Source organism: Nonomuraea sp. NPDC050733 (assembly GCF_040654215.1).
In the GTDB taxonomy this organism is placed as follows: Bacteria; Actinomycetota; Actinomycetes; order Streptosporangiales; family Streptosporangiaceae; genus Nonomuraea.
The window spans coordinates 53,110-77,195 of the sequence record NZ_JBFAHO010000003.1 but is presented as its reverse complement, the minus strand read 5'-3'; the positions used below and the strand labels follow the sequence as shown (position 1 = coordinate 77,195).

Annotated in this window: 30 protein-coding genes and 1 tRNA gene; 18 read left to right on the top strand and 13 right to left on the bottom strand. The window is 69.1% G+C overall.

Features of this window, described 5'->3' with window-relative positions; all coding sequences use genetic code 11:
• Positions 1-16: 16 nt before the first annotated feature.
• Together AB0H64_RS06955 and cysS are read left to right on the top strand one after the other, a co-directional pair.
• Positions 17-403, top strand: coding sequence for a PPOX class F420-dependent oxidoreductase (locus AB0H64_RS06955; protein WP_357620967.1), 387 nt, complete (start codon positions 17-19; stop codon positions 401-403).
• Positions 404-447: 44 nt separating this feature from the next.
• Positions 448-1,839: a cysteine--tRNA ligase gene (gene cysS, locus AB0H64_RS06950; RefSeq protein WP_357620965.1), complete on the top strand. Its 1,392-nt coding sequence runs from the start codon at positions 448-450 to the stop codon at positions 1,837-1,839.
• 116 nt (positions 1,840-1,955) lie between these two features.
• On the opposite strand, the gene AB0H64_RS06945 is transcribed toward cysS, so the two are convergent.
• Complete coding sequence (locus AB0H64_RS06945) at positions 1,956-2,783, bottom strand: hemerythrin domain-containing protein (RefSeq protein WP_357620963.1); 828 nt, start codon at positions 2,781-2,783, stop codon at positions 1,956-1,958.
• 741 nt (positions 2,784-3,524) lie between these two features.
• The gene (locus AB0H64_RS06940; RefSeq protein WP_357620961.1) at positions 3,525-3,959 is read right to left on the bottom strand and encodes an organic hydroperoxide resistance protein; all 435 of its coding nucleotides are present in this window, start codon (positions 3,957-3,959) and stop codon (positions 3,525-3,527) included.
• Positions 3,960-4,089: 130 nt separating this feature from the next.
• Here AB0H64_RS06940 and AB0H64_RS06935 point away from each other — a divergent pair, with 130 nt between their 5' ends.
• The 5 genes from AB0H64_RS06935 to AB0H64_RS06915 all read left to right on the top strand — a co-directional run bounded on the left by AB0H64_RS06935 (position 4,090) and on the right by AB0H64_RS06915 (position 7,747).
• Complete coding sequence (locus AB0H64_RS06935) at positions 4,090-5,169, top strand: TIGR03619 family F420-dependent LLM class oxidoreductase (protein ID WP_357620959.1); 1,080 nt, start codon at positions 4,090-4,092, stop codon at positions 5,167-5,169.
• A complete protein-coding gene (locus AB0H64_RS06930; RefSeq protein WP_357620957.1) occupies positions 5,166-5,843 on the top strand; it encodes an alpha/beta hydrolase in 678 nt (225 codons plus the stop codon). The genes AB0H64_RS06935 and AB0H64_RS06930 overlap by 4 nt, the downstream gene beginning before the upstream one ends.
• 16 nt (positions 5,844-5,859) lie before the next feature.
• The gene (locus tag AB0H64_RS06925; RefSeq protein ID WP_357620955.1) at positions 5,860-6,543 is read left to right on the top strand and encodes a winged helix-turn-helix transcriptional regulator; all 684 of its coding nucleotides are present in this window, start codon (positions 5,860-5,862) and stop codon (positions 6,541-6,543) included.
• A 145-nt stretch (positions 6,544-6,688) separates the two neighbouring features.
• Complete coding sequence (rlmB, locus tag AB0H64_RS06920; RefSeq protein ID WP_357620953.1) at positions 6,689-7,654, top strand: 23S rRNA (guanosine(2251)-2'-O)-methyltransferase RlmB; 966 nt, start codon at positions 6,689-6,691, stop codon at positions 7,652-7,654.
• Positions 7,655-7,674: 20 nt separating this feature from the next.
• Positions 7,675-7,747, top strand: a tRNA-Thr gene (locus tag AB0H64_RS06915).
• A gap of 114 nt (positions 7,748-7,861) precedes the next feature.
• Here the strand turns inward: AB0H64_RS06915 and AB0H64_RS06910 are convergent.
• Positions 7,862-8,377 (bottom strand): hypothetical protein, encoded by a 516-nt coding sequence (locus AB0H64_RS06910; protein WP_357620951.1) that lies wholly within the window; start codon positions 8,375-8,377, stop codon positions 7,862-7,864.
• Between AB0H64_RS06910 and AB0H64_RS06905 the strand changes: the two genes are divergently transcribed.
• From AB0H64_RS06905 to AB0H64_RS06895, 3 genes are all read left to right on the top strand, one after another.
• Complete coding sequence (locus AB0H64_RS06905) at positions 8,322-9,086, top strand: GntR family transcriptional regulator (RefSeq protein WP_357622131.1); 765 nt, start codon at positions 8,322-8,324, stop codon at positions 9,084-9,086. The two genes, AB0H64_RS06910 and AB0H64_RS06905, sit on opposite strands and share 56 nt — an antisense overlap.
• A 173-nt stretch (positions 9,087-9,259) precedes the next feature.
• Positions 9,260-10,156: a hypothetical protein gene (locus AB0H64_RS06900; protein WP_357620949.1), complete on the top strand. Its 897-nt coding sequence runs from the start codon at positions 9,260-9,262 to the stop codon at positions 10,154-10,156.
• A gap of 17 nt (positions 10,157-10,173) precedes the next feature.
• Positions 10,174-10,731: a cysteine hydrolase gene (locus tag AB0H64_RS06895; RefSeq protein WP_357620947.1), complete on the top strand. Its 558-nt coding sequence runs from the start codon at positions 10,174-10,176 to the stop codon at positions 10,729-10,731.
• Positions 10,732-10,734: 3 nt separating this feature from the next.
• On the opposite strand, the gene AB0H64_RS06890 is transcribed toward AB0H64_RS06895, so the two are convergent.
• A complete protein-coding gene (locus tag AB0H64_RS06890; protein WP_357620944.1) occupies positions 10,735-11,760 on the bottom strand; it encodes an alpha/beta hydrolase in 1,026 nt (341 codons plus the stop codon).
• A 132-nt stretch (positions 11,761-11,892) separates the two neighbouring features.
• Here AB0H64_RS06890 and AB0H64_RS06885 point away from each other — a divergent pair, with 132 nt between their 5' ends.
• From AB0H64_RS06885 to AB0H64_RS06875, 3 genes are all read left to right on the top strand, one after another.
• A complete protein-coding gene (locus AB0H64_RS06885) occupies positions 11,893-12,276 on the top strand; it encodes a hypothetical protein (RefSeq protein ID WP_357620942.1) in 384 nt (127 codons plus the stop codon).
• A gap of 241 nt (positions 12,277-12,517) precedes the next feature.
• Positions 12,518-13,060, top strand: a complete 543-nt coding sequence (locus tag AB0H64_RS06880; RefSeq protein ID WP_357620940.1) for a type II toxin-antitoxin system antitoxin SocA domain-containing protein — start codon at positions 12,518-12,520, stop codon at positions 13,058-13,060.
• Positions 13,053-13,400, top strand: a complete 348-nt coding sequence (locus AB0H64_RS06875; RefSeq protein ID WP_357620938.1) for a hypothetical protein — start codon at positions 13,053-13,055, stop codon at positions 13,398-13,400. The genes AB0H64_RS06880 and AB0H64_RS06875 overlap by 8 nt, the downstream gene beginning before the upstream one ends.
• A gap of 433 nt (positions 13,401-13,833) precedes the next feature.
• On the opposite strand, the gene AB0H64_RS06870 is transcribed toward AB0H64_RS06875, so the two are convergent.
• The 3 genes from AB0H64_RS06870 to AB0H64_RS06860 are packed head-to-tail and all read right to left on the bottom strand — an operon-like array spanning position 13,834 to position 15,497.
• Positions 13,834-14,328: a hypothetical protein gene (locus AB0H64_RS06870; protein ID WP_357620936.1), complete on the bottom strand. Its 495-nt coding sequence runs from the start codon at positions 14,326-14,328 to the stop codon at positions 13,834-13,836.
• 55 nt (positions 14,329-14,383) lie between these two features.
• The gene (locus tag AB0H64_RS06865) at positions 14,384-14,974 is read right to left on the bottom strand and encodes a TetR/AcrR family transcriptional regulator (RefSeq protein WP_357620934.1); all 591 of its coding nucleotides are present in this window, start codon (positions 14,972-14,974) and stop codon (positions 14,384-14,386) included.
• Positions 14,975-15,032: 58 nt separating this feature from the next.
• Positions 15,033-15,497 (bottom strand): DoxX family protein, encoded by a 465-nt coding sequence (locus AB0H64_RS06860; RefSeq protein ID WP_357620932.1) that lies wholly within the window; start codon positions 15,495-15,497, stop codon positions 15,033-15,035.
• Between the two features lie 250 nt (positions 15,498-15,747).
• Here AB0H64_RS06860 and AB0H64_RS06855 point away from each other — a divergent pair, with 250 nt between their 5' ends.
• Together AB0H64_RS06855 and AB0H64_RS06850 are read left to right on the top strand one after the other, a co-directional pair.
• Positions 15,748-16,125 (top strand): hypothetical protein, encoded by a 378-nt coding sequence (locus AB0H64_RS06855; RefSeq protein WP_357620930.1) that lies wholly within the window; start codon positions 15,748-15,750, stop codon positions 16,123-16,125.
• Positions 16,126-16,328: 203 nt separating this feature from the next.
• Positions 16,329-17,198 (top strand): hypothetical protein, encoded by an 870-nt coding sequence (locus AB0H64_RS06850; protein ID WP_357620928.1) that lies wholly within the window; start codon positions 16,329-16,331, stop codon positions 17,196-17,198.
• Between the two features lie 27 nt (positions 17,199-17,225).
• On the opposite strand, the gene AB0H64_RS06845 is transcribed toward AB0H64_RS06850, so the two are convergent.
• From AB0H64_RS06845 to AB0H64_RS06835, 3 genes are all read right to left on the bottom strand, one after another.
• Positions 17,226-18,215: an NADPH:quinone reductase gene (locus AB0H64_RS06845; protein ID WP_357620926.1), complete on the bottom strand. Its 990-nt coding sequence runs from the start codon at positions 18,213-18,215 to the stop codon at positions 17,226-17,228.
• On the bottom strand, positions 18,212-18,682 hold the full coding sequence (locus AB0H64_RS06840; RefSeq protein WP_357620924.1) for a pyridoxamine 5'-phosphate oxidase family protein: 471 nt from the start codon (positions 18,680-18,682) through the stop codon (positions 18,212-18,214). Before AB0H64_RS06840 ends, AB0H64_RS06845 begins: the two co-directional genes overlap by 4 nt.
• A gap of 203 nt (positions 18,683-18,885) precedes the next feature.
• Positions 18,886-19,329, bottom strand: coding sequence for an SRPBCC family protein (locus AB0H64_RS06835; protein ID WP_357620923.1), 444 nt, complete (start codon positions 19,327-19,329; stop codon positions 18,886-18,888).
• A 181-nt stretch (positions 19,330-19,510) separates the two neighbouring features.
• Here AB0H64_RS06835 and AB0H64_RS06830 point away from each other — a divergent pair, with 181 nt between their 5' ends.
• A complete protein-coding gene (locus AB0H64_RS06830) occupies positions 19,511-20,473 on the top strand; it encodes a DUF1838 family protein (RefSeq protein WP_357620920.1) in 963 nt (320 codons plus the stop codon).
• Positions 20,474-20,479: 6 nt separating this feature from the next.
• Here the strand turns inward: AB0H64_RS06830 and AB0H64_RS06825 are convergent, their stop codons facing one another.
• On the bottom strand, positions 20,480-21,157 hold the full coding sequence (locus AB0H64_RS06825; protein ID WP_357620918.1) for a hypothetical protein: 678 nt from the start codon (positions 21,155-21,157) through the stop codon (positions 20,480-20,482).
• 204 nt (positions 21,158-21,361) lie between these two features.
• Between AB0H64_RS06825 and AB0H64_RS06820 the strand changes: the two genes are divergently transcribed.
• Positions 21,362-22,279 (top strand): DMT family transporter, encoded by a 918-nt coding sequence (locus AB0H64_RS06820; protein ID WP_357620916.1) that lies wholly within the window; start codon positions 21,362-21,364, stop codon positions 22,277-22,279.
• Here the strand turns inward: AB0H64_RS06820 and AB0H64_RS06815 are convergent.
• Complete coding sequence (locus AB0H64_RS06815) at positions 22,266-22,901, bottom strand: TetR/AcrR family transcriptional regulator (protein ID WP_357620914.1); 636 nt, start codon at positions 22,899-22,901, stop codon at positions 22,266-22,268. The genes AB0H64_RS06820 and AB0H64_RS06815 overlap by 14 nt on opposite strands.
• Before the next feature lie 58 nt (positions 22,902-22,959).
• Here AB0H64_RS06815 and AB0H64_RS06810 point away from each other — a divergent pair, with 58 nt between their 5' ends.
• On the top strand, positions 22,960-23,652 hold the full coding sequence (locus AB0H64_RS06810) for an alpha/beta fold hydrolase (RefSeq protein WP_357620912.1): 693 nt from the start codon (positions 22,960-22,962) through the stop codon (positions 23,650-23,652).
• Positions 23,653-23,731: 79 nt separating this feature from the next.
• On the opposite strand, the gene AB0H64_RS06805 is transcribed toward AB0H64_RS06810, so the two are convergent.
• Entirely contained in the window at positions 23,732-23,869 is a 138-nt protein-coding gene (locus AB0H64_RS06805; RefSeq protein WP_357620910.1) for a hypothetical protein, read from the bottom strand.
• Between the last annotated feature and the right edge of the window lie 217 nt (positions 23,870-24,086).

Sequence of the window (24,086 nt, the reverse complement as noted above, 5' to 3'; positions counted from 1 at the left end):
TGATCGAGGAGAGACCATGGCCGAGCTTTCGGATGGCGTGCGCGAGTTGTTCGACGGACCGAACTACGCGACGGTGACCAGCCTCAACGCGGACGGATCACCGCAGAACACTGTGGTCTGGGTGCGTACGGATGGGAACGACGTGCTGTTCTCGACCGCCGCGGGGCGCGTGAAGCCCCGCAACTTCGAGCGTGACCCGCGTACCAGCCTGCTGGTGATCGACCCCGCGAACCCCTTCAGATACGCCGAGGTGCGCGGCCGGGTGACTCTGGAGGACGACCCCGAAGGCAAGTTGATCCAGGAGCTCTCGCACAAGTACTCGGGGCAGCCGTGGGTGGACCAGCCGGGGGTTCGGCGCCTGATCGTCAGGGTCACTCCCGAACGCGTCATCCTGCGGGGGTGATTTATTCGGCATGTGAGCGTGGCTGAGGCGTTAGCCTTTCCTTCGTGAGCCTGCACTTGTACGACACCAGCACACGCGCCGTTCGAGAATTCGTTCCTGTGGAACCCGGCCGGGCGTCGATATACCTGTGTGGCGCAACCGTGCAGGCTCCGCCGCATATCGGTCACATCCGCTCAGGCGTGAATTTCGACGTGCTGCGGCGCTGGTTGCTGCGCTCCGGGTACGAGGTGACGTTCTGCCGCAACGTCACCGACATCGACGACAAGATCATCAGGGTGTCGGCCGCGGAGGGCGTGCCCTGGTTCGTGGTGGCCGAGCGCAACCAGCGGGCGTTCACCTGGGCGTACGACACGCTCGGCTGCCTGCCCCCGACCGTCGAGCCGCGCGCGACCGGCCACGTGCCCGAGATGATCACGCTCATGGAGCGGCTGATCGAGCGCGGCCACGCCTACGCCTCCGGGGGCGACGTCTACTTCGACGTGGTCTCGTACGCCGACGAGTACGGCAAGCTCTCCAACCAGAAGGTGGAGAACATGCGGCCGGCCGCCGACACCGACGACGAGACGTGCAAGCGCGACCCCCGCGACTTCGCCCTGTGGAAGGGCGCCAAGCCCGGCGAGCCCACGTGGCCGACGCCGTGGGGGCTCGGCCGTCCCGGCTGGCACCTGGAGTGCTCGGCGATGGCGACCAAGTACCTGGGGCCGACGTTCGACATCCACGGCGGTGGCATCGACCTGATCTTCCCGCACCACGAGAACGAGACCGCCCAGTCCCAGGCGGCGGGCGACGGGTTCGCGCGCTACTGGATGCACAACGGCATGCTCAAGATCGGCGCCGAGAAGATGAGCAAGTCGCGCGGCAACTCGCTGCTGATCCCAGACATGGTGCAGAAGGTACGCCCGGTGGAGCTGCGCTACTACCTGGCGGCGCCGCACTACCGTTCCTCGATCGACTACTCGGAGGAGGCGCTGCTGGAGGCGGCGGCCGCCTACCAGCGCATCGAGGGGTTCGTGACGCGGGCGGCCGAGGTCATCCACGACGTGGACGCCGACGCGCCGCTGCCGCAGGCGTTCGCGGACGCGCTCGACGACGACCTGGGCACGCCGCAGGCGCTCGCCGTCGTCCACGAGGTCGTGCGCGAGGGCAACGTGGCGCTGTCGCGCGGCGACAAGGAGGCCGTGGCCCGGCTGCTCGCCGAGACGCAGAACATGCTGGACGTCCTCGGCCTCGACCCGCGCTCGCCCCAGTGGCGTGAGGCCGGCTCCGACCTCAAGCCGGTGGTGGACGCGCTGGTGGCGGTGGCGCTGGAGCAGCGTACGGCGGCACGGGCGCGCAAGGACTACGCGGCGGCGGACGCCATCAGGGACGGGCTGGCGGCGGCGGGCATCACGGTCGAGGACACCCCGCACGGCGCCCGCTGGGAACTGACCCGCTGACCGAACCCTTCGCCGGGCTCCCTCGCGACCCGGCCGGGTCCGTCCCAGGAGTCCGGCTGGGGCGGCTCCACGGCTGTGGCACGTGGCCGCGACGCACGCCGCTGGAGCGTGTCGGATCACCTGGCGATGGGTCCGAACACCCGTCGCTCCAGCCGCACGTACGCGCGCGCGGACAACACCCGCAGGAGCCGCCTGCCGATTCCGGTCTCACGCATGAGCCGGCGTCGTTCCTCTCGGGTCGCCAGCCTGGCCGCCCAGGGCAGCACCAAGGGCACGCGGTCCAAGGAGATGGTCGAGCGCATCCGCCGGGAGGCCACCGCGTAGTCCTTCGCGGAGACGTACCGTTCGATGATGGGCAGCACGTCCTGCTCCAGATGGTGGACGTGCTCGTCTACCCGGTCCCTGACCACCCGCAGCAGGGCGGCGAGCAGCGCCGCCCCCGACTCGGGGGCGGCGGTGAACTGGTCGGCCGCCGCCCGCAGCCCCGCCAGGATCGGCGTCAGCAGCTCATGGGTCTCCCGGTACGGCCGTGTGTCGAGGGCGGCTCCGGCGGACTCGGCGACGAGCGGCCACAGGATCCGCGCCGCGCAGTCGTGATGCCGGTCCATCTCCTCGCACAGCAGGGTGACGTAGTCCCGCACGGCCTCGGCCCGCCGCCGGGACATCAGCGCCACGTCCGGATGTCCTCCAGGGATTCTGAGCTCGAACGCCCCGAGCCGATACGACCTGCTCCCGGACCCTTCTCCGCCGCCTGACGGCGTAGTCCAGGAGTCGGTCCCGGTGTCGGCCACCACTGTGGGGATGGGCGGCACGGCGGACGCCTCGACGGTGTCCGCCAGGCCGCTGATCAGCTCGGTCAGCCTGTGGAGGTCGTCGCGCAGGGACCGATGAATGAGCCGCAGGACGGTGAGGTCCGCCTCGCCCCGCTCGTTCGGCCTCCGCACGGTCCCCACCTCGCAGCCCTCGGGCACACCGGCATGCACACCCACCGCCGGACGACGACCGGGATCCACCCGCTCGCCCCGCGCCCGCGCGCTCACGCGGGCCTCGCAGACGCAGGGTGGCGTTCGACCGTGAGCGGCGAGCCGTCCCGCGCGTGGCGCGTGACGCGTCCGCCGCCGTTTCTGTGGTTGTACGTCATGAGTGACCTTCCGTTCGTCTCGTCTACCGACTCCTCCTGCTCGGAGTGGGATGAGTGAAGATTTCGTAATATTCAGCGCATTCGCCATCGCCGGCACGCGGCGATGCGCGTACGTGGGAGTGGCGCGATTCTTCCGGCGCCGTGTGGTGCGATTACGGCACAATCGCCGCATTGACCAGTCGCGGGCTCTTACTGGCTCTTACTGGTCAGCGGCTTCTTGGCTTGATCTTGGGCCCGTGGGGGGCACGAGTACGTAGGCCGAGAATGGAGTCCGTGGGGGCCACAAGTACGTAGGCCGCCTGTCGTGCCCCACCTCGGAGCCGCGGCACTTGCCGGTCAATGCCGGACGTTTGACGAAAAGCCGGGTGGTCGTCAGCCCGCTCGCCGACTCACAGCCGCGTCGCCGTCAGCCGCCCGGCCTATGACCGCTTCCTTCTCGAACGGCGCGTGACCTGCAGTTTGTTCCCGCCGACACAGCTTCCACCGCAATCATCCCGGCGAAGGACGAAAGCGCGCCCCACCCCTGCGACGCCGCGGAATTCCCTTATACAGCGACCCCATTGGCGCTCAGTGCCACGTCGATGTTCCCCCGCGTCGCGTTCGAGTACGGGCACACCAGGTGCGCCGTCTTGACGAGCTCCGCGGCCTTCGCCGGGTCCGTCACGGACGGCAGCGTGACCGCCAACTCCACGCCGAGCCGGAACGTGCCGTCGGCGTTGGGGATGAGCATCACCGACGAGTCCACCGCGACGTCGCCTGTCTCGACCCGCTCGCGTCGTCCGAGCATGCTCACGACGGTTGAGAAGCAGGCCGCGTACCCGACCGCGAACAGCTGCTCAGGATTGGTCCCGTCGCCGTCTCCGCCCAGCTCCTTGGGCTGGCGAAGCACCACGTCGAGCATCCCGTCACTGGTCCTGCCGTGGCCGTTGGCGCGTCCGCCGGTGACGTTGGCCTTGGTGGTGTAGAGCGGCTCAGTCATGTCAGTCCTCCGGTCTGGGGTCTTCCGTTTACCTGATGATGAATCGTAGACTTCAAAATCAGGAAGTCAACCATTCAGGATCAACCTGTCTCCAGTTCTGGAGCCACCCACCAGAGAGCGAGGGGAACGCATGGACGAAGCAGCACCCGAGGACGCCGGCGCCGAGTTACAGATCGGCTACCTACTGCCGACCCGTGACTGGGTCGTCATGGGCGATCGCGACCTCCCATCCCTGATCGGCCAGGCACGGCTCGCGGAGGATCGCGGGTTCGACTCCGTCTGGGCGGGCGACAGCCCGGTGACACGTCCACGCGCCGATCCGCTGCTGGTGCTGGCCGCCGCGGCGGCCGGCACCGAACGCGTCACGCTCGGCACGGCGGTCCTGCTGCCCGCCTTACGGCACCCGATCCTGCTGGCTCACCAGTTGGCCACGCTGGACCGCATGTCCGGGGGGCGACTGGTGGCGGGCATGGGCGCCGGCTTCCCGCACCCGAGGACCGAGGCCCAGTTCGAGGCGGTCGGCGTCGGGTTCAAACGCCGGGTCAGCCGCATGGAGGAGTCGATCGCCGCGATGCGCCGCCTCTGGAGTGAGGACGAGGTGTCGTTCCAGGGAGCGCACTTCGCCTTCCACGACGTACACCTCGCTCCGAGACCCGCACAACGCGGAGGTCCGCCGATCTGGCTCGCGGGAGGCGGCTCTGACGCGGCCCTGCGCCGTGTGGCCAGGCTGGCGGACGGCTGGCTCCCGTACCCGCCCGACCACCGGTCGTACGCCGGCGAATGGACCTCCATCCTGCGTACCACCGACGCCCACGGCACCGCGGCGGTCACCGACCACCCCGACGCGCCCTGCCGGGCCGACCACCCGGGCGCGCCCTGTCGGGCCGACCACGCTGACGGGGGCGTTCCGAGTACGGGCCCGACACCTGCCCTGTACGCCACGATCTGCCTGGACGACGACCCCGAGCGGGCCCGCTCCCGCCTCCGTACCAGCATCGAGCGCTACTACAACGCCCCCTTGGAGGTCGTCGAGAGCATCCAGGCCATGTTCGCCGGAACAGCAGCGGACGCCGCCGGGTGGCTCCAGGGATACGCGGCCGCAGGGGCGCGGCACGTGGTGATCCGGCTGGCCGTCGACGACCACCGCGCGGCGTTGGAGGAGTTCGCCGCCCAGACCCTGCCCCTGCTACGAAACGGAGCACAATCATGACCACGTTCGTCCTCGTCCCCGGCGCCTGGCACGGCCCCTCGGCATGGGAGCGTGTCGTCCCCCTGCTCGAAAGGGCCGGCGCCCGTACCGTGACGCCCGACCTCACCGCCACCCCCGAGACCGGCCTGCACGACCACGTGGACCAGGTCGTCGCCGCGCTCGACGCCGTGGGTGAGCCGGTCGTGCTCGTCGGCCACAGCTACGCGGGCCTGGTCGTACGGCAGGCGGCCGACCGCAGGCCCGAACACGTAGGGCACGTCGCCCTGATCGACGGCTGGGCCGGGCCGGACGGGGCGGGGATGTTCACCCTGGCGCCCGAGGCGTTCGTCAGCAGGATCAGGGCCGCCGCGGACGAGAAGGGGCTGGTGCCCGCCCCCGCACCAGCCGCGTTCGGCATCGACGACCCCGACGACGCGGAGTGGCTGCGGCCCCGCCTGCGCCCCCACCCGCTCCGAACGTTCACCGACACCACCACCCTCACCGGAGCCGTGGACCGGATCCCCGGCACCGCCCTCTGCTGCCGGCCCCGAACCATGCCCTTCGACGAGCTGGCCGAGAAGGTCGGCTACCCGACGGTCCCCGTAGACGGGCCGCACAACGTGATGCTGGCCCTTCCGGAAGCCGTGGTCCGCTTCCTCCTCGGCATCTCTGAGGTTCAGAATCGAGAAGTGTGAAGACTACAGTGGAGAAGTGGACCAGCGGACGTACAACCAGTACTGCGCGACGGCGCGAACCCTCGACCTCGTAGGGGAGCGATGGACCCTGCTGCTCGTGCGCGAGCTGCTGACCGGGCCCAAGCGGTTCGGTGACCTGCAGAGCAGCCTCCGCGGGCTCGGCACCGGGCTGCTCGCGGCACGGCTGAAGCACCTCGAACGCGAGGGCCTGGTCCGCAAGGTCGTGCTGCCGCCGCCCGCCCGCACTCCCGCGTACGCCCTGACGCGGGCGGGCGCCGAACTGGGCCCGGCGGTCATGGCGCTGGCGCGGTGGGGGATGAAGTGGGCCATGGGGGAGCGCCGGGAGGACGAGGCGTTCCGGGCCGGCTGGGCCGTGCTGGGACTGCGGGCCTGCTTCGACGCGGAGGCGGCGTCGGGCGTACGGGTGGTGTACGAGTTCCGGATCGCCGGCGAGGTCTTCTACGCGCGCGTGGACGACGGGACGATCGAGACCGTGCTGGGGGCGGCGCAGCAGCCGGACGCCGTGATCGAGATGGACGACGCGACGCTGGTGGAGCTGGCCGCGGGGGAGAGGACGCTCGCGGAGGGGATCAAGGACAGGGACATACGGGTGTCGGGCGACATGAAGGCGCTGGGCCGGCTGCACTCGCTGTTCCACCTCCCGCGCCCGGAGTCCCGGCAGGGGACGCGACAGGCGTGACGGTCGGGCGGCTCGTAGTGGACCGTCCGCCACCGAGGCGGATTCGAGTCATTCGAGCAATCCGAGCAATTGGGGCGGAGCGGCCACGTGGGCGCCGGCCGTCGGCGGGCATGAGTGGGTGGCGCTCGCCAGTACCCTTGAAGGCATGGCAGCTGGTGGTAGAGCGTCGGGCAGGCCCGCGAAGAAGAAGGGCCCGGCCAAGGGCACCGGAGGGCAGGTTCGCCGGGGCCTTGAGGGCCGGGGCGCGACCCCGCCCGCCGAGATGCGCCACTGGTACAAGGACAAGGCGCGATCCGAGCGCGTCGCCCGCGAGGAGCGGGGTGGTGGCGCCCGGCGGCCGGCTCAGGCGCGTCAGAGGCGCTCCGAGGACGCCCCCGAGTACATCGGCGGACGCAACCCCGTGCTGGAGGCGCTGCTCGCCGGAGTGCCGGCCAACGCCCTGTACGTCGCGCAGCGCATCGACAACGACGACCGCGTCCGCGACTCCATCAAGATCGCGACCGAGCGTGGCATCGCCCTGCTGGAGTCGACCCGCGACAAGCTGGACCGTCTCACCGAGGGCGCCGTACACCAGGGGATCGCGCTGCAGATCCCGGCTTACGACTACGCGCACCCGTCGGAGCTCGTCGAGCTGGCCCATGACGCGGCCGAGCCGCCGCTGATCGTCGCCCTCGACAGCGTCACGGACCCCCGCAACCTCGGCGCCATCGCCCGCTCGGCCACCGCCTTCGGCGCACACGGGCTCCTCGTCCCCTCGCGCCGCTCGGCGGGCGTCACCGGCGGCGCCTGGAAGACGTCCGCGGGTACGCTCGCCAACCTCCGCGTCGCCCGCTCCGCCAACCTCACCGCCGCGCTCCGCGAATACCGCGACGCCGGCCTGTTCGTGATCGGCCTGGACGGCGAGGGCCGCACCGACATCGGCGACGTCGACCTCCTGACGGAGCCACTCGTGATCGTCGTCGGCTCTGAGGGCAAGGGCCTGTCCCGCCTGGTACGCGAACACTGCGACGTGGTGGCCCGCATCCCGATGCACGCCGCGGCGGAGTCGCTCAACGCGGGGGTGGCGGCCGGCGTGGCACTGTACGAAGTCGCTCGTCACAGGCGTCGCTAGGCCCTACACTGGTAGGCCGTGCCGACGTAGCTCAATCGGCAGAGCATCTGTCTTGTAAACAGAAGGTCAGGGGTTCGATTCCCCTCGTCGGCTCTAGCCCTAAACAGGGAAAACGCCCGGTCGTAGATCACTCCGGCCGGGCGTTCCTTGATCGAGTGCGACGAGAGTGCGACGAACGCACCAAGTGCGATGAGTGCGACGGGCCCGCTACTCCTCGCCAACCGCCAGCGAAACCACGTCACCGGCCGCCGAGAACGGCGCCACCGGACGCCGCTTCCCCTCCCGGAACGGCGCCAGCAGATCGTCGAGCACGGCGACGGGGGAGTGGAACGAGAACCACGCCCGCTCGGCGAGCGCCTGGTTCAGCACCTCTTGCAAATCCTTGCGGAGCTGGGTGCGCCACTCCTTGGCGATGTGGGTGTACCGGCGGCGCATGTCGCCGCGCCGCATCCCCGGCGATGCGTGCCCCATCCGGTCATTCCGCAGCCGCACGGGCGTCCCCAGGCCGTCCAGGAGCGTGGAGTGGCCGTGCCGCATACCGTGCGGGGTCAGCCCGTCCCGCACTGGCAGCCACGACGCCACCCCGCTAGGGGCGGCACGGCGGTGCGGATGAACCAGCCGCACCAGCAGCTCCTGGCGCGTCATGGCCTCGGCCGCGGCCTGAGGCATCCCCTGCGAGACGGCGAAATCCACCAGCTTTGCCTTCGGCGACGCGGCGTTCACCCCAAGCACGGCCGGCCGCCGCTCGCTGCCGCGAGAGGGCGGCGGCTCGAACGATGAAGGCGGCCCGGGTCTTGGCGGATCGAGGGGCCGCCTTTCGCGTGTCTGGCGTGAGTCGTCATCAGACCGTGGCGTTCTTGCGCACCTTGGCGAGCCAGAGGGCCGCGTACTCCTCGAAGCTCATCGGGTCCCCGGTGGCGACGACCTCGGTGAGGAAGCCGTTGACCAGCGCGCTGGAGATGCCGCGCGCTCGGCCGAATCGGGTTCCGGGGATGCTGCCGTTGCGAAGCCCCTCCGGTCGCAGATCGCCTCCGGAGACCTGCAGGTAGGCGACCCCATTCCCTCCACCACCGAGCTCACAGAGCGTTACGGCTACTCCGTCACCGTGGTCCGCAAGGCAGTCGAGGTGCTCCGGAACGAGGGCTTGGCCATGGGCCAGCCTGGCAAGGCCGTGTACGTGCAAGCCACGCCGGCTCAGCTCGACGCCGAACGCGTGAGCGTCGACGACCTTGCCCGGCAGGTGGCCGAACTCCGCAGCGAAGTACGTGACCTCGCCGAACGCCTCGACGCCGGAAGCCAGGTCAAAGAACTCATGGCGGAGATCGCCGACCTCCGTGGAACCGTCGAGCAGCTCTACATCCGGCTCGGCCACGCATACCCCAGCAACGACACCGGCTCGGCCCAGCCGCGCCACCGCGAGACAGGCAGCTGACCCCTACGAGACGAGAGCGCCGCCGATGGTCGAACCAAGCAAGGTCATCGATCCGCAAGGGCCTCGGCCTCACGCACGGCGAGTTCGCCGAACTGCTCAGCCCCCTGGTCGGCTGGCCGGTTTCCCCCGACGCGGTCAAGGCATGGGAAACCAACCTCGTGCCGCCCGGGGACGTGCTCATCGCCGTCAGCACCGTCACGCCGGCCGCCGGCGACAGGGTCGGGCTACGCTCCCACAAGTTCATCGCCGGGTACGTCGGCGAGGCAGCGGCGCGCAAGCTGGCAGAGACGGCGATACCAGCGGGCAGCGACCACCACGCACTCCCGCTAGAACACCCTGGCGGGCCGTGCCATCTGCACGCCTGGGCGTACGGCGTCGTGGTTTTTCACCTGGTGGAGGAACTCGACATGCCGAACCTTGCGCACTTGGCGGTGTGGCGCTATCAGAGCTACGAGCGCGACCTCGAATGGGCCACACGCCAGCTCGGCACCCTCACCGGCCAGGACACTGCGGCTTCGTACGTGCTCAGCCTCTACTGGCTGCACAGCCCCAGCTGTGTCGGGCAGATGCTCGACACCGCCCTGCGAATCATCTGCACCCCCCGCATCCTCGTAGACCGGGAACAAGCAGGCAGCGACACTTGTGTCACCGCCGCTGAGCAGGCCGAGCGAGAGTTACTCGCCTCAGGCTTCCACCACAACGAGATGCGCAGCTTCGGTCTGGCCGGCGTGTCCCTCGGCTACGCGTCATGGTCAGGAGTCGCCTACCACCCGCTCGACGCTGCCCGGTGCCTCGCCGAGGAAGAGCTAGTCACGTGTGAGCTGGCGACGCAGGCGATCTGGGCGTACTGCGAGTGGATCAACGGCCAAGTCGAGCAGGGGCACGACCCGGCCATCGCCGAAGGGTACGGGTGGCGGTTTCTGCGGGCCGCCCGGTCCCGACTGACCAACCCCCGGCCGCGGGAAACGGGCCAGCACCGCTCCATGCGAGACGCCATCGTGGAGACCAGCGGACTCGCTGGACATCTTGACCAGGCAATCGAGGTCCTCAGAGAGGCAGGCAGACAGTGAGCAACTCCACCAGAGGCATGTCGGTGGTCGTGGTCGTCGACGTGCAGCAGCATTTCGTGCGCGAAGCGTCGGCTCACGTCGTTCCGGTGATCGTGGATCTCGTCGCCCGGTGGCAGGCCGCGGGTGGAGACGTGGTCTTCACTCGCTACATCAACTATCCCGGCAGCCCTTTCGAGAGACTCGTGGGCTGGTCAGAGTGCATGACGTCCCCGCAGATCGACATCGTCGACGAACTCCAGCCGTACACCGCGCACGCGTACGTTCTCGACAAGAAGGGCTACGGCTTGTTCGCCGACCCGGCCAGCGCCGCGCTCGTGGCCGAGCAGGGGTGGCAGGACATCTACGTGTGCGGTATCGCCACCGAGTCATGTGTCTTGGCGACCGCGCTCGGCGGTTTCGAAGCCGATCTCACTCCTTGGCTGATTGAGGACGCGTCTGCGAGCCACGCCGGCCAGCAGGTCCACGAGGCGGGCATCCTGGTGACGCAGCGGTTCATTGGCCAACGCCAGATCATCAAGGTCGCTGACATCCCCGCCGATCTGACCACGCCCGCCCATGAACGCTGTGGTGCCTGAGCCTCAGCCGGAACGAGCACGTCGCACTAGGCCGAGGATCGCGTCCGCTACCAGACCAGGTTGGAACCGATGTACGTAGTGGCCAGACTGCTCGGCCACCAGGTGCCGGGTGTCCTTCGACAAGGCTGCGAGTTCGACCTGCATCGGATACCAGATCTTGTACATCGCTCGCCGCTCTGCGATCTGCGCTGGTGTGACGTAGTCGCTGGAGAGTTCGCTCGAAGACACGACCGTAAGAGGGATATCGCCGAGCGACGGAGCCCTCATCGCAACCTGCTTGGCAAGACGAGGCCACGTGAGAAGTTCTTGCAGGGAGGCGCGGCGGTGCCGGTCGCTGAGCTCGATTGCTGCCCACGTCCGCGTCCAGACCTCTGGGCAGCGTTGACGAGCCTGCACCTCGAGAGAGTCGCTCAGGTGCAGGTCGTGGGCCAGCCGGATGAGACCGTAAGGCCGGACTCGTTCGCTGGCATACCGGCGAAGATTTCCGGCGCCGTAGTTGGGAAGGCGGTGGAACTGGTCGTGGTGACTGGAGTCGAGAAGGACTACGCCTGCGACCATCTCCGGATGGTCCGATGCGAACAGGCGGACGATGTATCCGCCGATCGAGTGGCCGACCAGCACGTAGGGTGGGCGGATCCGGGCGCGAAGGAGCGCACGATAGAGGTCGGCCGCGGCGTCGAGAAGCGCCTGAGGACCCTGAACTGGGTCGCTCCAGCCGAGCCCCGCACGGTCGAAGATGACCACCGGCTCGTCATCATCAGCCTGGAGAGCAGGTCTCAACCCGCCGAAGTCCAGGCACGAGGTGCCGAGAGACGGGACGATCACAGTGGTCGGCCCTGGGGAGTCGATATCCCATGCCCAGAGATGGATGCGACGCCCTCCGATGTTGATCAATTCGCCGGGTGGCAGGAAGCGCAGCCGGTCACGTAGCGACCCCCACGTCTGGTAGCTGGCGCTGGCGAGCCCGATCGCGCCAGCTGTGGCGCCGATCGCTGTAAGAGATCTTCCTAGGGTGCGCACGATCTCCATCAAAGCAGCGGCGCGCCTAACGTCCAGGGATCTCTAGAGTCACATGCGCCTATCGAATTGCGATCGGTAGCCGAACTGAGCCCTCGGCGAGATGGGTTGCCGACGGAGCGGTTGTCCCGCACGCTGGCTGTCATGGCGGCCTGGTTGGTGTGCGAGGACCCGTACGGGTTGGTGCGGCTGGACAGCGTCGTGTCGGTGACGGCCATCCCCCTCAATGATCGCGGCGATCCCCGCTGGGACGAGATGTATCCCGACCGGCAGATCCGGGAAGCACGCCGGGTCCGCATCATGGTGGCCGGCCCGGGCGGCACTCAGGCATGCGCGCTCACGTGTCCTGGCCCGTCCGTGCAGCACGCGATCAGCCAGCTCGTGGCGTCCGTTGAGAACCCGCCCGGGGCAGGGGAGAAGCGGAGCCTGTACGTCCATGGGCATCGCCGCTCTTGGGGCGGCAACGCCCAGATTTGGCGGATCGCCGAGCAACTCCCCGACCCGGATTGGCCCGCAGTGCGCCCCTGACTCGCCCGGTGAACGACAGCCGCGCACGCCGGCATGTGGTGGTGGGCGTCTTACCCCGGAGTGTCATGACGGCTAACAAGCAGCGGCGTAGCGTCAAGGTCGTGGCCCACGATCACGGCGAGGGGACTGGACCATGACGCGACGAACGGCAACAGCGGTGCATGCTCAAGACGTGGACGACCGTAGGTCTCGACTGGGTGAAGGCCGAGACCGGCTGCAGGGCGAGGCATATCGTCGGGGGATGCCAGCCTCAGCCCATGACATCGCAGCAGCGTTCCGAGAGCGGCAGCCGAAGCTTGGCGCCCGGAAGCTGCAGGCGCTGCTGTACTACGCCCAAGGCCACCACCTGGCGTTCTTCGGCCGGCCTCTGTTCGGGGACGCGATCTGTGCGTGGGACAGCGGGCCGGGTGTCGATGCGCTGTGGGACGAGGAGGCGGGTGGCGCCCTCGGCGAGCCGGGCGGGCTGGGCGAGGCCGAACTGAACACCGTCGGGTACGTCCTCAGCAGGTACGGCAAGCTCAGCACGCAGGAGCTGGAGGATCGCGTCCAAGCTGAGGCGCCGTGGCAGCGCGCGGACGCCGGGCGTGTGCCAGGTGGCAGCGCCCTTGTCGAGGTGAAGTGGATCAGGGAGTTCTTCGCTGCCCAGGCCGCGGAGGAAGACGACCTCGGCTTGGATCCCGCCGAGGTGAAGAGGATGCTGCAAGCCGCTGCGCGGCGCAGGGACGAGCCGCGACGCACGGACAGTCTGGAGGACATCCGCGCGTGGCTGGCTGCCCGTGCCTGACAACGGGAAATGGAAACTGACCGGCTTCATCGAGGCGCTCCACACCCTGAAGGAGACTCAGCCCACCTGGGCGGCGCTCGGCCACATACGCGCCGCCCTTGACCGGTGGGCTGACAGGTGCGCCCACGATCCGTACCTGGGGGCGTATCGAGAGCCGGGCTTCGACAATCTCTGGCACACGGCCGTACCAGGAACACTCCACGACGGGCACAAGATCTGCTGTGTGTACTGGATCTGGGAGACGACGCGCACGGTCAAGGTCGACATGATGCAGCCGCTTCGGTTGCCGATCGCGAGTGCGCCGTTGGACGACGGTGAAGCCGAGGCCGAGTTGGCGTGATCTTTGAGTGCGACGAGAGTGCGATGATGTTGTGTGAATAGCAGCGGCCAGCACGACGCCGTCGCCGAGGGTGTCGATGGCGGTGAACCTCAGGTCGAGATCGGTCAGCGGAATCTCGCGGATCTCGGCCCCGTCGCAGATGACGGCGGTCGCGTCGTAGCGCGGGGGCGGCCGAAGTGCGGAGAAGTGCGGGATGGGGGTGAAGCCCTGGGCAGGGTCAGCAACCAGGGCGGCGAGCCGGCCGCGGTGGTCGATGGTCGAGGCCAGGACCTCATGACGGGCGTAGCGGTCGGGTAGCGTCGCGTGCAGCGCGAGCCGGTGGTCAGCGACCATGGACCTTTCTCGTTGTCATCCATCGATGATCGCATACGACGTAGCGCCGAGTTGTCGAGAACGCGCGAGGCGCGGGAGGTGGCTGACCTGGTGGCCGAGGTCATGACCGTTGCGGCCATGGGCCGACTTCGCCGGCCCTTGCCACCGAACCTGGCTCGCCCGTGCGAAACACCACGAGTGCTTCTTCGTACCATTCGGAGCTGTCGCCGGCCGGAGGCAGTTCGACTCCCGCACGTGCGGCCGGGGCCGAGAACTGCCGCCGAAGCTGTTCTGCGAGCTGATCGGCCTGCCTGAGCGTTTCCGGCAGGTCGTCGGGGGCGTCGACGCTGAGACCGAGGACGACCGCTCCGTCACGGGTGAACGTAATGATCGCCTGGTAGTGGTCGCGAGCCCTGAGGTAGAGCGTGAAAGCGCCGTCTCCGTCGAGGGCTTTCTGGTCCGCGTCATTCGCGGTGCCCAGGACGTGAACCCGAACGAAAGCGTGGAACCGCTCGTCACCGGGGTCTTCCACATTGACGTAGCTGTCAATGAATCGCCCGAGGAGTTCGGAGTCGCGCTCCGGAATCCATACGTAGACGTCGAGACACGGCGGCATGGCCCCAGCGTAGGCCTGCGTGCAGGCAGTTCTGGAGGTCGAGGCTGCCGGGCGGCTACGTTACGGGGGTGCCGTCCCGTCCCTGGCCGGAGCTGTCCGGTACGAGTGGCAGGAGGATCTCATAGAGGCCGCGAAGCTGGTCAGCGTCGACAGGGGGAAAGACGACAGTCGCTCCAACCGCGAGCAGGTAGGGCAACAGGGCCGCGGTCCGCGCCTCCTCGTCACTGGCGACGGCTGATCGCCACACCCGCTGGAGTGCGGCCAATCTGGCTTCGTCAAGGCGAGTCTGCACGGCACGCACATCCGCGTCCCATGTCGCCCACGCCCGCAACGCGATATCGAGCTCTGGACGGTAGAGTCCTGTGCTGGCAGGACGGATGAGTTTCGTCAGTCGGGCGAGGATCGCACGGGCACCGGCCGACTCGCCGATATCGGCAATTGCATTCTCGAGCATTTCGATCGATAGGCGCTCGAAATGCGCCAGAAGCGCTTTCTTGTATCCCTCGGCGCCATCGAAGTGATGGTGGAACGACCCTTTCGACAGATTGAGTCGGGCGGCGATCCGGTCGATTCGAATCCCTGCTGCGCCTTCTTCTGCGAGAACCTTCAAGCCTTCGTCCAGCCATCGGTCCCGTGCCGTGCTCATCCCGCAAACATACCATCGGGTATGGGGCGGCCCTCGCTCGCCGGGGAGCATGCGGGCTTCATGCGATGAAGCTGTAGACGCCGACCGCGACGCAGATCAGCAGCATGACGGAGGCGTTGAGGAAGAGGTTGCGGCCGAAGTCGCGAGCCGCGATGTGCATCGCGATGGCGACCATGAAGTAGAGGACGAGCGCCGCACAGGTCACGGCGCCGAGATACGGCAGCCAGCTGCCCAGGATCAGGCCTGCCGCGGCGGCGAACTTCAGCGGTGGCATGATCCACCAGTAACGCCGCGGCCAGTTCACGTCTTCGAAGCACCGGGCGATGAACGGAACGGGCTTGATGCACATGACGGCGTCACCGGCCTGGATGATCGCCAGGGCGACAGGCGGCCATGCCGGATCAGGCAATGCTGACATCTCTCTCCTCGGACGATTAATTGCTAGCGACGTGCCATTACCGTACCATACGGTATAGTATGGTCCCTGAAAATGGACAGGGATCACTTCGGCGATGTTGTCCAAGATCTGACACGACTGATCGTCGGCGGTCCGATAGAAGGCTTCTGGTCTTGACGGTGCAGGTTGTGACGATCAACCCGTCCACCGGGGAGCTTCTTCACGTCATCGGCCGGCCGCGAGCCGGATGTGACAGCCGGCGACAGCTATCGCCATAGGAAGGACGATCGGTGCGGCTTTGAAGACTGGGCGGCCAGATCAGCAGGGCGGTTTCCGAACTTCGACCTGTTCGCCTTTGATCCGCGAGAATGCCCGTGTGCGCATCTTGTTCAGGTCGGCCTTGGGGGGCTCCGCAGTGGCGGTCTCCTGGCTGTTCCTCTTCCGTTACTGGCCGACCTACGACTCGGATGGCGAGGTCTATCTGGTGTCGGTGCTGCTGCTGGCGCCCTTCCCGCTCAGTCTGCTGGCCGCGCTGCTGGCCCGGCTTCCGGGTTGGCCAGCCGTCGGGCTGGTAGCGCCCTTTGCCATACTGGCGGTCTTCTTCTTTCAGCCGACGTACGAGTCGTGGCTGCCCAATGAGAGCCTCGCGCTCTACATCCCTTGGGCGGTCTCCGTCGTGGCCGGCTTCATGCTCACGGCCATGATCTGCGCGCTGATCGTCGGAAGGATCCACAAGTCCGTCGAAGGAAGATGAGGCGTGAGGCCGGTCGCCGGGCTACATGCGTGCAATGACCATGGCCCTCATGGAGGCAAGACAGGGTTGTGCCGGAGGTGGAGGGCCATCTCTGGGCGGTGACGGTCATGCGCTGCAAAACTCACCGGACCAGCCGCCGCGCCCCGATGGCGGACGCGGCCGGCCATGCGCTCGCTCGTTGAAAGGACTTCACGGTGCGAAGGATGATCGCGTGTCTGTCCCTGGTGCTGCTCATGTCCTCCTGCGGAGGGTTGCAGCAGGACGGAGGGTCCCACGAGTCTGACGAGTTCGAGAGGCGCGCCCGGGAGGTGGCGGAGCGCTGGCAGGGGTCGGCCGAGGATCGAGCCTGGCGCGAAGGGTTCGTCGCGCTGGAAGTGCTGAACCCGTATGGATGGGCCCGCGTGGGCGACATCCCGGCATGGGTGAACAGAAGCTCGCACAACGGTGCCTGGCGGCTGGCCGCCAAGCTGCCTGCCGGCTCCCCGGCCCGTGCCGACGTGCGATGGCCGGACGGCGAGGTCACGCAGGTGCCGCTGATCACGGCGGCGAGGGCGTACGCGGAGTTCAGCAAGCCGGCTGGCCTCATCGAGGAGGAGTGCCCGGCCAAGGGATGCCGCCCGCTCAGGGTGACCGGCGCGAAACTCGGCGAGGTCCCGCTGGAGACCAGCCGCGGCACGATCCAGGTGCCCGCCTGGCTGTTCACCGTCGAGGGAGTCGAGCAGAAGAAGACTCACGTGGCGGTCGACCCCTCGGCCGTCACCGCCCGCCCCGAGCGGGTGCAGGGGAGCAGCGAAGAGGTGGATGCGTTCGACCTCGTCGCCGGCAAACCGCACGAGCTGCTTCTCCGGTACGGCTACGGCACCTGCGACACCGTTCACGGGGTACGCGCCTACGAGACCGACCAGCTGGTGGTGGTCGACGTGGACAAGGAGAACACCGGCGCCGGCAAGGTATGCCCGGCCGTGCTCGGGTCGGCCAAGAGCACCGTCACACTCGCGAGACCGCTGGGCGACCGCCTCGTGCTCGACTCCGGTACGGGGCTGCCGGTGCTGCGGGGACTCAACAGGCGCTGACGGCCGGCGACGAAGCGTCCCCACGGCTCACGGCAGGACGACGATGCGCCCGCGCGGGCGGTGCGGATCGGCGCCCTCCTGGAGGAGGTGGGACCGGGCGGCCTCGGTGAGCGGCAGCCGCGTCCCGATGCGGGAGACCAGGGTGCCGCGGGCCAGCAGGTGGTTGATCGCTGTGGCCGCCGACGCGAGCTCGGCCACGGTGGCGTTGCTGATCGCGAAGCCGCGGAGGCTGGCGTTGCGCGTGTAGAGCTGCCCGACGGGGAGCACGGGGGCGGCGCCGAGACCCGCCATGATGATCATCCGGCCGCCGGTGGCGAGCAGGGGGACGGTCTGCTCCAGGTGGTGCCGGCCGGAGTTGTCCCAGAGCACGTCGACTCCGTCGGGAGCGAGCTTGGCGATCTCCGCGTACATGTCCGGGTCGTGGTAGTCGACGACCTCGTCGGCGCCGCACCGCCGGCACCAGTCGAAGTCGTCCCCGCGCGCGGTCGCGATGACCCTCGCCCCCGCCGCGGCGGCGAGCTGGACGGTGGCCGTGCCCACCCCGCCGCCCGCGCCGCCCACGACGATCGTCTCCCCGATCCGCAGGCCGGCCTGCTCGAACAGGCCGAGGTACGCGGTGGCCGCGGTGTGCAGGGAGGCGACCGCGGTCTCCGGATCGACGCCGCCGGGCAGGTGGTAGAGCCGGTCGGCGGGTACGGCGGCGTACTCGGCGAAGGACCCCTGGCGGCCGTCGTGCCCCAGGCTGTTGCACCACACCAGGTCGCCGGGGGCGAACCCCGGCGCCGCCGTGACCACGCTGCCTACCAGGTCACGCCCGATGACGAACGGGTACGGCAGGCGGGTCAGGTAGGCGCCGGAGCGGACGAAGGTGTCGACGTGGTCGACGGCGAGGGCCAGCGCCTTCACCAGGACCTCCGACGGGCCGGGCTCGGGCACGGGGAGCCGGCCGATCCGGATCTCGTCCGCGGGACCGGGCCGCGTGATGTACGCCGCGGTCATGGTCCCCCGGTCGCTCATCGTTCCTCTTCGAGATCGGCGAGGTACGTCCGCGCCCACGCCTGTCTGAGATCGTCCTCGCCGGCGCCGCCGAAGGTGTAGGCCGGAGACAGGATCGGCAGCGCGCTCTCCACGTGCACCAGGATCGCGCGATGGGCGGGGTAGCCGGGACCGTTCAGGTTGAGCAGCCAGAGGTGCAGCCACTCGTACACGGGGTCGCCCGGGTCGTGGAACTCCGCGGTGCCCTTGAACCGGTAGCCCCGCCTGCGGAAGAAGTCGATCGAGTTGATCTCGATGCGTGGATCGCGTTCGAGGTTGGCGACCGTGCTCGGGGACGCGATGTCCATGAACGCGATGTGCTCGTCGTCGTACACGCGCATCGAGCCCTTGGGCGAGAGATTGGGCGAGCCGTCGGGGCACACGGTGGCCACGAAGGACAGCCGCGCGCTGTCCACGATCAGGCGCATGTCGTCGTCGATGGTCTTCATCGGCTCTCCTTCGGCGGGGCCGGGCTCCGGCCTCTTCGGCCTGTCCGGTCTTTCCGGTCTGGAGGGAGAAGGGCGACGGCGTCCAGCTGCGCGGCGCCGTGCCGTACGCGATCTCACGGCGTTGCGGACGTGAGCCGGGCGACGCCCTCGATCTCGGCGCCACCCGCCTGCCGACCAGCGTACATGGGGCGCGAGCGGCGCCCTCAGCGGCGGTGAGACAACCGTTCCGCCAGTATTCGGGCGCGAGCGAGCTGGACCTTGCGCGCCTGCCCCGCGGCGAACCCGGCCAGGAGCCACGGAGCCGTCAGGTCGAGCCGGTCGCTCACCCGGGTGCCGGTGCCGTCCGGCTCAAGGTCGAAGCGGTAGGCCATGCGAATGCGTCCCGGGCTGCGCACCTCGCCGTGGACGGACAGGCCGTCGGTGTGGAGTGCCACCCTGATCGGGTTGTCGTACGTGAAGATCCGCAGGAAGCGGAAGCGCTCGACCGCTGTGTACCGGATCACGCCAGGCTCGGAGCGGTCCACCTCGCTGACGGCGACCACGAGAGGGGACAGGCCGATGTAGCTCTCCGGAGTCGTGAGGTGGTCGAACACCTTCTCCGGGGCGACGTCCACGTGGAATGCGTGGGTCAGCACCCTGTTCGACACCCGGCCTCCCGTACTGCGTGCTCTGTCGCGGAATTCTCGCAGATCCCCTGGTGCCGGGAGGCTCGGAATGATCACGAACGGGGGTGATGCGGTGCGGCTCGTCGGCTGAAATGATCAGGCTGATCTCTGTCACCCCCTGAGCATTGCGGGAGCACTCGTGTTCAAGCGCCGTGGTTTGACCTTGTCCGCAGCCCTGGCCGCGCTGCTGATGGCCGCCGCCGTTCCCGGCGCGGCGGCCGACGACGTGACGGACGATCCCACATCTCCGGGGCCGGTTTACCGAACGGTCACGAACAAGAGCGGGATGCTGTCGTTGCAGACCAATGGGCGGCCGGACGGGCATGACATGGTGTTCCGGATCTCGGGATCCGTCTACGCCAACATCGAGGGCAACGCCTACGACCCGCGGCTGCGCCATGGCCAGAAACTGTTCAACATCGAGGGTTACAACATCCGGCGGCTGTACCGGGTGCCCGGCACCACGCAGCTCTACCAGCTCTCGCGCGAGATCGTCTTCTACACGGACCCCGCCGACCCCACGAAGATCGTGCGGGAGTGGAAGAACCCGATCGACCTCAAGACCTACCCGGTCGTCCCCATCAACAACGACGCCGTGAACTTCGGGCCGTTCAACGTCACCCCCTCCTACGCCGGCCCGCCCCTGCGGCAGATGCACGACGAGACCGAGTGGACGAGCGACATCCCGGTCCGCACGGACCTCAAGACCACGCTGGGCGAGCCGTTCGGCCTGGTGAACGGTGTCTACGCGGCTCAGGAGATGTTCGACTTCTACGTAGACGAACGCGAGGTCGCGGCCCGCACGGTCGTCGGCACCGTTCCCAAGGGCGCGATGAAGACCAAGATCAGCTGGTCGAGGACGAGCCCGTGGGCGCCGTTCATGTGCCTGCCGGAGACCGACGTCCGCGGGCAGCTCACCTACCACGCCCGCAGCTGGTCGCTGGGCTCCTACCTCGACATCGAGCCGTGGCTGCGCGCGGAGATCGACGCCGCTCACCCGCTCTACAAGGCCGCGCCCACCGCTCCCGGCCCGAGCGAGAACTCCTGGACCTCCTTCTACAACAAGCAGCTGGGCAAGGGCGCCACCACGTGGACCGGCTGGTGCGCCGCCAACGGAAAGGCGTGACGGCGTTCACCTGACGACCGACGTCTCACGATCTTCTGGTGGTGGGAGATAGGGACGGAAGCGGTCGGCGACGATGTCGGCGACAGCGGCGGCGTCGCGGGTCCCATCGACCTCGATCACGCTGATGCCCAGGCGCCGGGCGGTCCGGACGGCATCGTCGGCGATGAGGCGGTCTCGTTCGAGCCGGTTGCGCTGGGCCCGTGCGGGATCGCTGAGGTCGTGTCCGAGGGTGGCGGCCCGGGCGAGGGTGCGTAGTTGCCGGTCGCGGAATTCCTCGGTGGGCACCATGACGACCATCTGCCGGGGCGAGCCGGTGACGGGTACGACCAGCTCGGGGCGCAGCCCCCAGCCTTCGGCGATGATGGGGCGTCCGGAGACCAGAGCGCGCAGGTCGTCCAGTGCCCATGCGAACCGGACGGGGAAGCCTGCCAGCGTTTCGGCGGCCATCTCCTGCGGGGTGGTGTCCACCCAGGTGGCCTCGGGGTCCGGGTCGTCAGGGGACTGGCCGAGCCGGACACGGCGAGTGATCCGGCGATCGTTGTGGCCACGGGCGTCGTGGTAGTCGTAGTGATAGGCGGTCAGTCCGTATCGCTGAGCCAGCAGCCGGGCCACGGTGGACTTGCCGGCCCACTGTCCTCCGCCGATCCACAGCACCCGGCCGAGCGTGCCGAACGGATCCCACACTTGCGTCTCATCTGTGGACACAGGCCTCCCTGTCGGCTGCCGACGGCTGATCGCCTGCCGCCATCACGCCATCTTCGCAGCAGAACCCGGGTTCCGGCCGGCGGGACCTCGTATCCCATCCCGGTAGGTTCGCCGCTCCGAGTCGGGATGCCTTACGGGACATTTCGGTCAAGAGCGAAGGATTCCGGCCCTAACGTGGGGCCCATGAGAACCTCCTCCGAGTCCCCGTGGGCAGCGATCGCGGCGGCCGGTGTCACCGTCGTGCTGTGGGCCTCCGCCTTCGTGTCCATTCGCAGCGCCGGCGCCGCCTACTCCCCGGGAGCGCTGGCCCTCGGGCGGCTGCTCGCCGGGGTTCTGGTGCTGGGCGCCATCTGCCTGGTACGGCGGGTGGGATGGCCGGCGCGGGCCGCGTGGCCGGGCATCCTCTGCTCCGGCGTGCTGTGGTTCGGCGCGTACATGGTGGCCCTGAACTGGGGTGAGCGGGAGGTCGACGCGGGCACGGCGGCCATGGTGATCAACGTCGGGCCGATCCTCATGGCGTTGCTGAGCGGGTGGCTGCTGGGCGAGGGGCTGCCGCGGCGGCTGCTGGCCGGGATGGGGGTGTCGTTCGCGGGGGCGATCGTCGTGGGGGTCTCGGTGTCGGGGTCCGGGCACGCCTCGGTGCTCGGGGTGGTGCTGTGCCTGCTGGCCGCCGTGTCGTACGCCGGGGGCGTCGTGGCGCAGAAGCCGGCCTTGAAGCACGCCGGCGCGTTGCAGGTCACCTTCTACGGGTGCCTCGTGGGCGCCGTCGCCTGCCTTCCCTTCGCGGGTGTGCTCGTGAGCGAGGCGGCCCGGGCTCCGCTGTCCGCGACGCTCAACATGGTGTACCTGGGCGTGTTCCCGACCGCGCTGGCGTTCACCACCTGGGCGTTCGCCCTGGCGCGGACGACGGCCGGGAAGATGGGGGCGACCACCTACGTGGTGCCGATGCTGGTCGTGCTGATGTCGTGGGTGGCGCTGGGGGAGGTGCCCGGGATCATCACCCTGGCCGGCGGGGCGCTCTGCCTGGCGGGGGTCGCCGTCTCCCGTCGTACGGGCTCCAGAGCGGCCGCGACTCCCGCGGCCGGGGTCAGCTCCCGGTGAGGTCGCGTTCGAGGGTGCGGGCGTACGACTCGACGGCGGTGACGATGTCCACGGCCTCCGGGTCCAGCAGCCACTGCGTCTGCAGCCCGTCGAGCGTGGCGATGATCTCGGCGGCCTTGGCCTCCGGGTCGAGGCCGGCGCGCGTCAGTCCCGCCTCCTGGGCCGAGCGGATGGTGCCGGCGACGATGGCGCGCATCGCGCGATAGCGGGTCACGAAGTGCTCGTGCCCGGGCGCGTCCGGCTCCAGGCTCTCCGCCACCAGCACCGTGAACAGCTTGGCGAGCCCCGCCCGGTCCTTGTTGCGCCGGGCGAACTCCGGCAGCGCCCGTAGCCGCGCGGCCGGCTCCATGCCGAGCAGCTCCAAAGCGAACGCCTCGCCGTCGAGGTCGCGGCGCTCGATCACCGCCAGCAGCAGCCCGGCCTTGTTGCCGAAGTGGTGTAGCAGTCCGGGCTCCGTGATGCCGGCGCGGGCGGCGACCTCGGCCAGGGAGGTGCCCCGGTAGCCGCGCTCGGCGAACAGCTCGGCGGCGATCACGATGATCTCCTCGCGCCGCTGCCGGGCCCGCTCGCGGCGCGTCGGCGCGGACGGGGAGTCGCGGAGGGGTTGATCGGCGGGGCTCACGGTGTTAAACCTAGCGCATTCGCTTACCGAGCACTAAGTAAGTCGAAGGGGCCGGCGCATGGCGGGACTACTGTTACGAACGGGGGTCGTCGCCCTCGCGGCGGCGCTGAGCACAGGCCTGGGAACGGGCCTGGGTACGGGCATGGGGTCGGCGACGGCCATGACCCGGTCCGTCCCGGAGCCGGTCATCCTCGTCCACGGATGGAACGGCACGCCCGACGCCTTCGCGCCCATGAAGACGGCCCTGGAGCAGGCCGGGCATCCCACGTACGCGATCGACCTGCCCGGTGAGGAGAACGTCGCGAACGCCAGCGCCATCGCCGCCCTCGTCGAGCAGGTACGGCAGACGCACGGGGCCGACAAGGTCAGCCTGGTGGGCCACAGCATGGGCGGCCTGTCGGCCCGCCACTACCTGAAGTCCCTGGGCGGCGCGGCCAAGACCCTCGGCTACGTCTCCATGGGCACCGGTCAGCGCGGCTACTGGCCCGCCTGCCTGCTCCCGACGGCGCAGGGCGGGCAGATGTGCCCCACGAGCACGTTCATGAGGCAGCTCAACAGCGGCGACCCCACGCCCGGTGCGGTCCGCTACACCGTGCTGGCCAGCTCGCTCGACGAGACGCGCGCCGACACCATCGACGGAGTGGCCTGCACGGCGGAGCTGCCGGGCGTGCAGCACGCCGACGAGCCCGGGAACCAGCTGTTCATCGACGCGGTCCTGACCGTGCTCGACGGCCGGTGCCCCGCACCCTGACGGGGCGTCAGCCGCGGACCGCGCATTCATGGGCCCCAACTCCAGCTCCCCGGGTGCGGCCGGGGAGCTGGAGCCCGTTTCATTCAGCGACGGTCCGCTCCGCCTCCGCGCGGAGGGCGGCCAGTCGCTCCGCCTCGTCGTGCAACGCCGCGATCAGGAGCAGCTCCAGTCGGAGCTCCTCAAGGTCCGGCGTCGCGAGGCCGTCAAGGACGCTCATGGCGGGCCTCCCTTGGCAGGAAGACGCCCCACCGGTCACACCGGTTTACCGCTCCGCGGATATCGGTCCCAGCGAAATCCCGCCCAGGGGGACCCGGAAGGCGTCACTCCCGGAACCGCTCCCACGCGGACTGCCGGGTCATGCCCAGCGAGGCCCCGATGCGCTCCCAGCTCACGTCGCGGGTGCGCAGGTGCCGTACCCAGTCGTGCAGGTTGTC

Coding starts and splice junctions, on each gene's coding strand:
- AB0H64_RS06955 (WP_357620967.1), top strand. CDS start 17: ATGGCCGAGCTTTCGGATGGCGTGCGCGAGTTGTTCGACGGACCGAAC.
- AB0H64_RS06940 (WP_357620961.1), bottom strand. CDS start 3,959: ATGACTGAGCCGCTCTACACCACCAAGGCCAACGTCACCGGCGGACGC.
- AB0H64_RS06935 (WP_357620959.1), top strand. CDS start 4,090: ATGGACGAAGCAGCACCCGAGGACGCCGGCGCCGAGTTACAGATCGGC.
- AB0H64_RS06930 (WP_357620957.1), top strand. CDS start 5,166: ATGACCACGTTCGTCCTCGTCCCCGGCGCCTGGCACGGCCCCTCGGCA.
- rlmB (WP_357620953.1), top strand. CDS start 6,689: ATGGCAGCTGGTGGTAGAGCGTCGGGCAGGCCCGCGAAGAAGAAGGGC.
- AB0H64_RS06895 (WP_357620947.1), top strand. CDS start 10,174: ATGTCGGTGGTCGTGGTCGTCGACGTGCAGCAGCATTTCGTGCGCGAA.
- AB0H64_RS06890 (WP_357620944.1), bottom strand. CDS start 11,760: ATGGAGATCGTGCGCACCCTAGGAAGATCTCTTACAGCGATCGGCGCC.
- AB0H64_RS06885 (WP_357620942.1), top strand. CDS start 11,893: ATGGCGGCCTGGTTGGTGTGCGAGGACCCGTACGGGTTGGTGCGGCTG.
- AB0H64_RS06880 (WP_357620940.1), top strand. CDS start 12,518: ATGCCAGCCTCAGCCCATGACATCGCAGCAGCGTTCCGAGAGCGGCAG.
- AB0H64_RS06870 (WP_357620936.1), bottom strand. CDS start 14,328: ATGCCGCCGTGTCTCGACGTCTACGTATGGATTCCGGAGCGCGACTCC.
- AB0H64_RS06865 (WP_357620934.1), bottom strand. CDS start 14,974: ATGAGCACGGCACGGGACCGATGGCTGGACGAAGGCTTGAAGGTTCTC.
- AB0H64_RS06850 (WP_357620928.1), top strand. CDS start 16,329: ATGATCGCGTGTCTGTCCCTGGTGCTGCTCATGTCCTCCTGCGGAGGG.
- AB0H64_RS06845 (WP_357620926.1), bottom strand. CDS start 18,215: ATGAGCGACCGGGGGACCATGACCGCGGCGTACATCACGCGGCCCGGT.
- AB0H64_RS06840 (WP_357620924.1), bottom strand. CDS start 18,682: ATGAAGACCATCGACGACGACATGCGCCTGATCGTGGACAGCGCGCGG.
- AB0H64_RS06820 (WP_357620916.1), top strand. CDS start 21,362: ATGAGAACCTCCTCCGAGTCCCCGTGGGCAGCGATCGCGGCGGCCGGT.
- AB0H64_RS06810 (WP_357620912.1), top strand. CDS start 22,960: ATGGCGGGACTACTGTTACGAACGGGGGTCGTCGCCCTCGCGGCGGCG.
- AB0H64_RS06805 (WP_357620910.1), bottom strand. CDS start 23,869: ATGAGCGTCCTTGACGGCCTCGCGACGCCGGACCTTGAGGAGCTCCGA.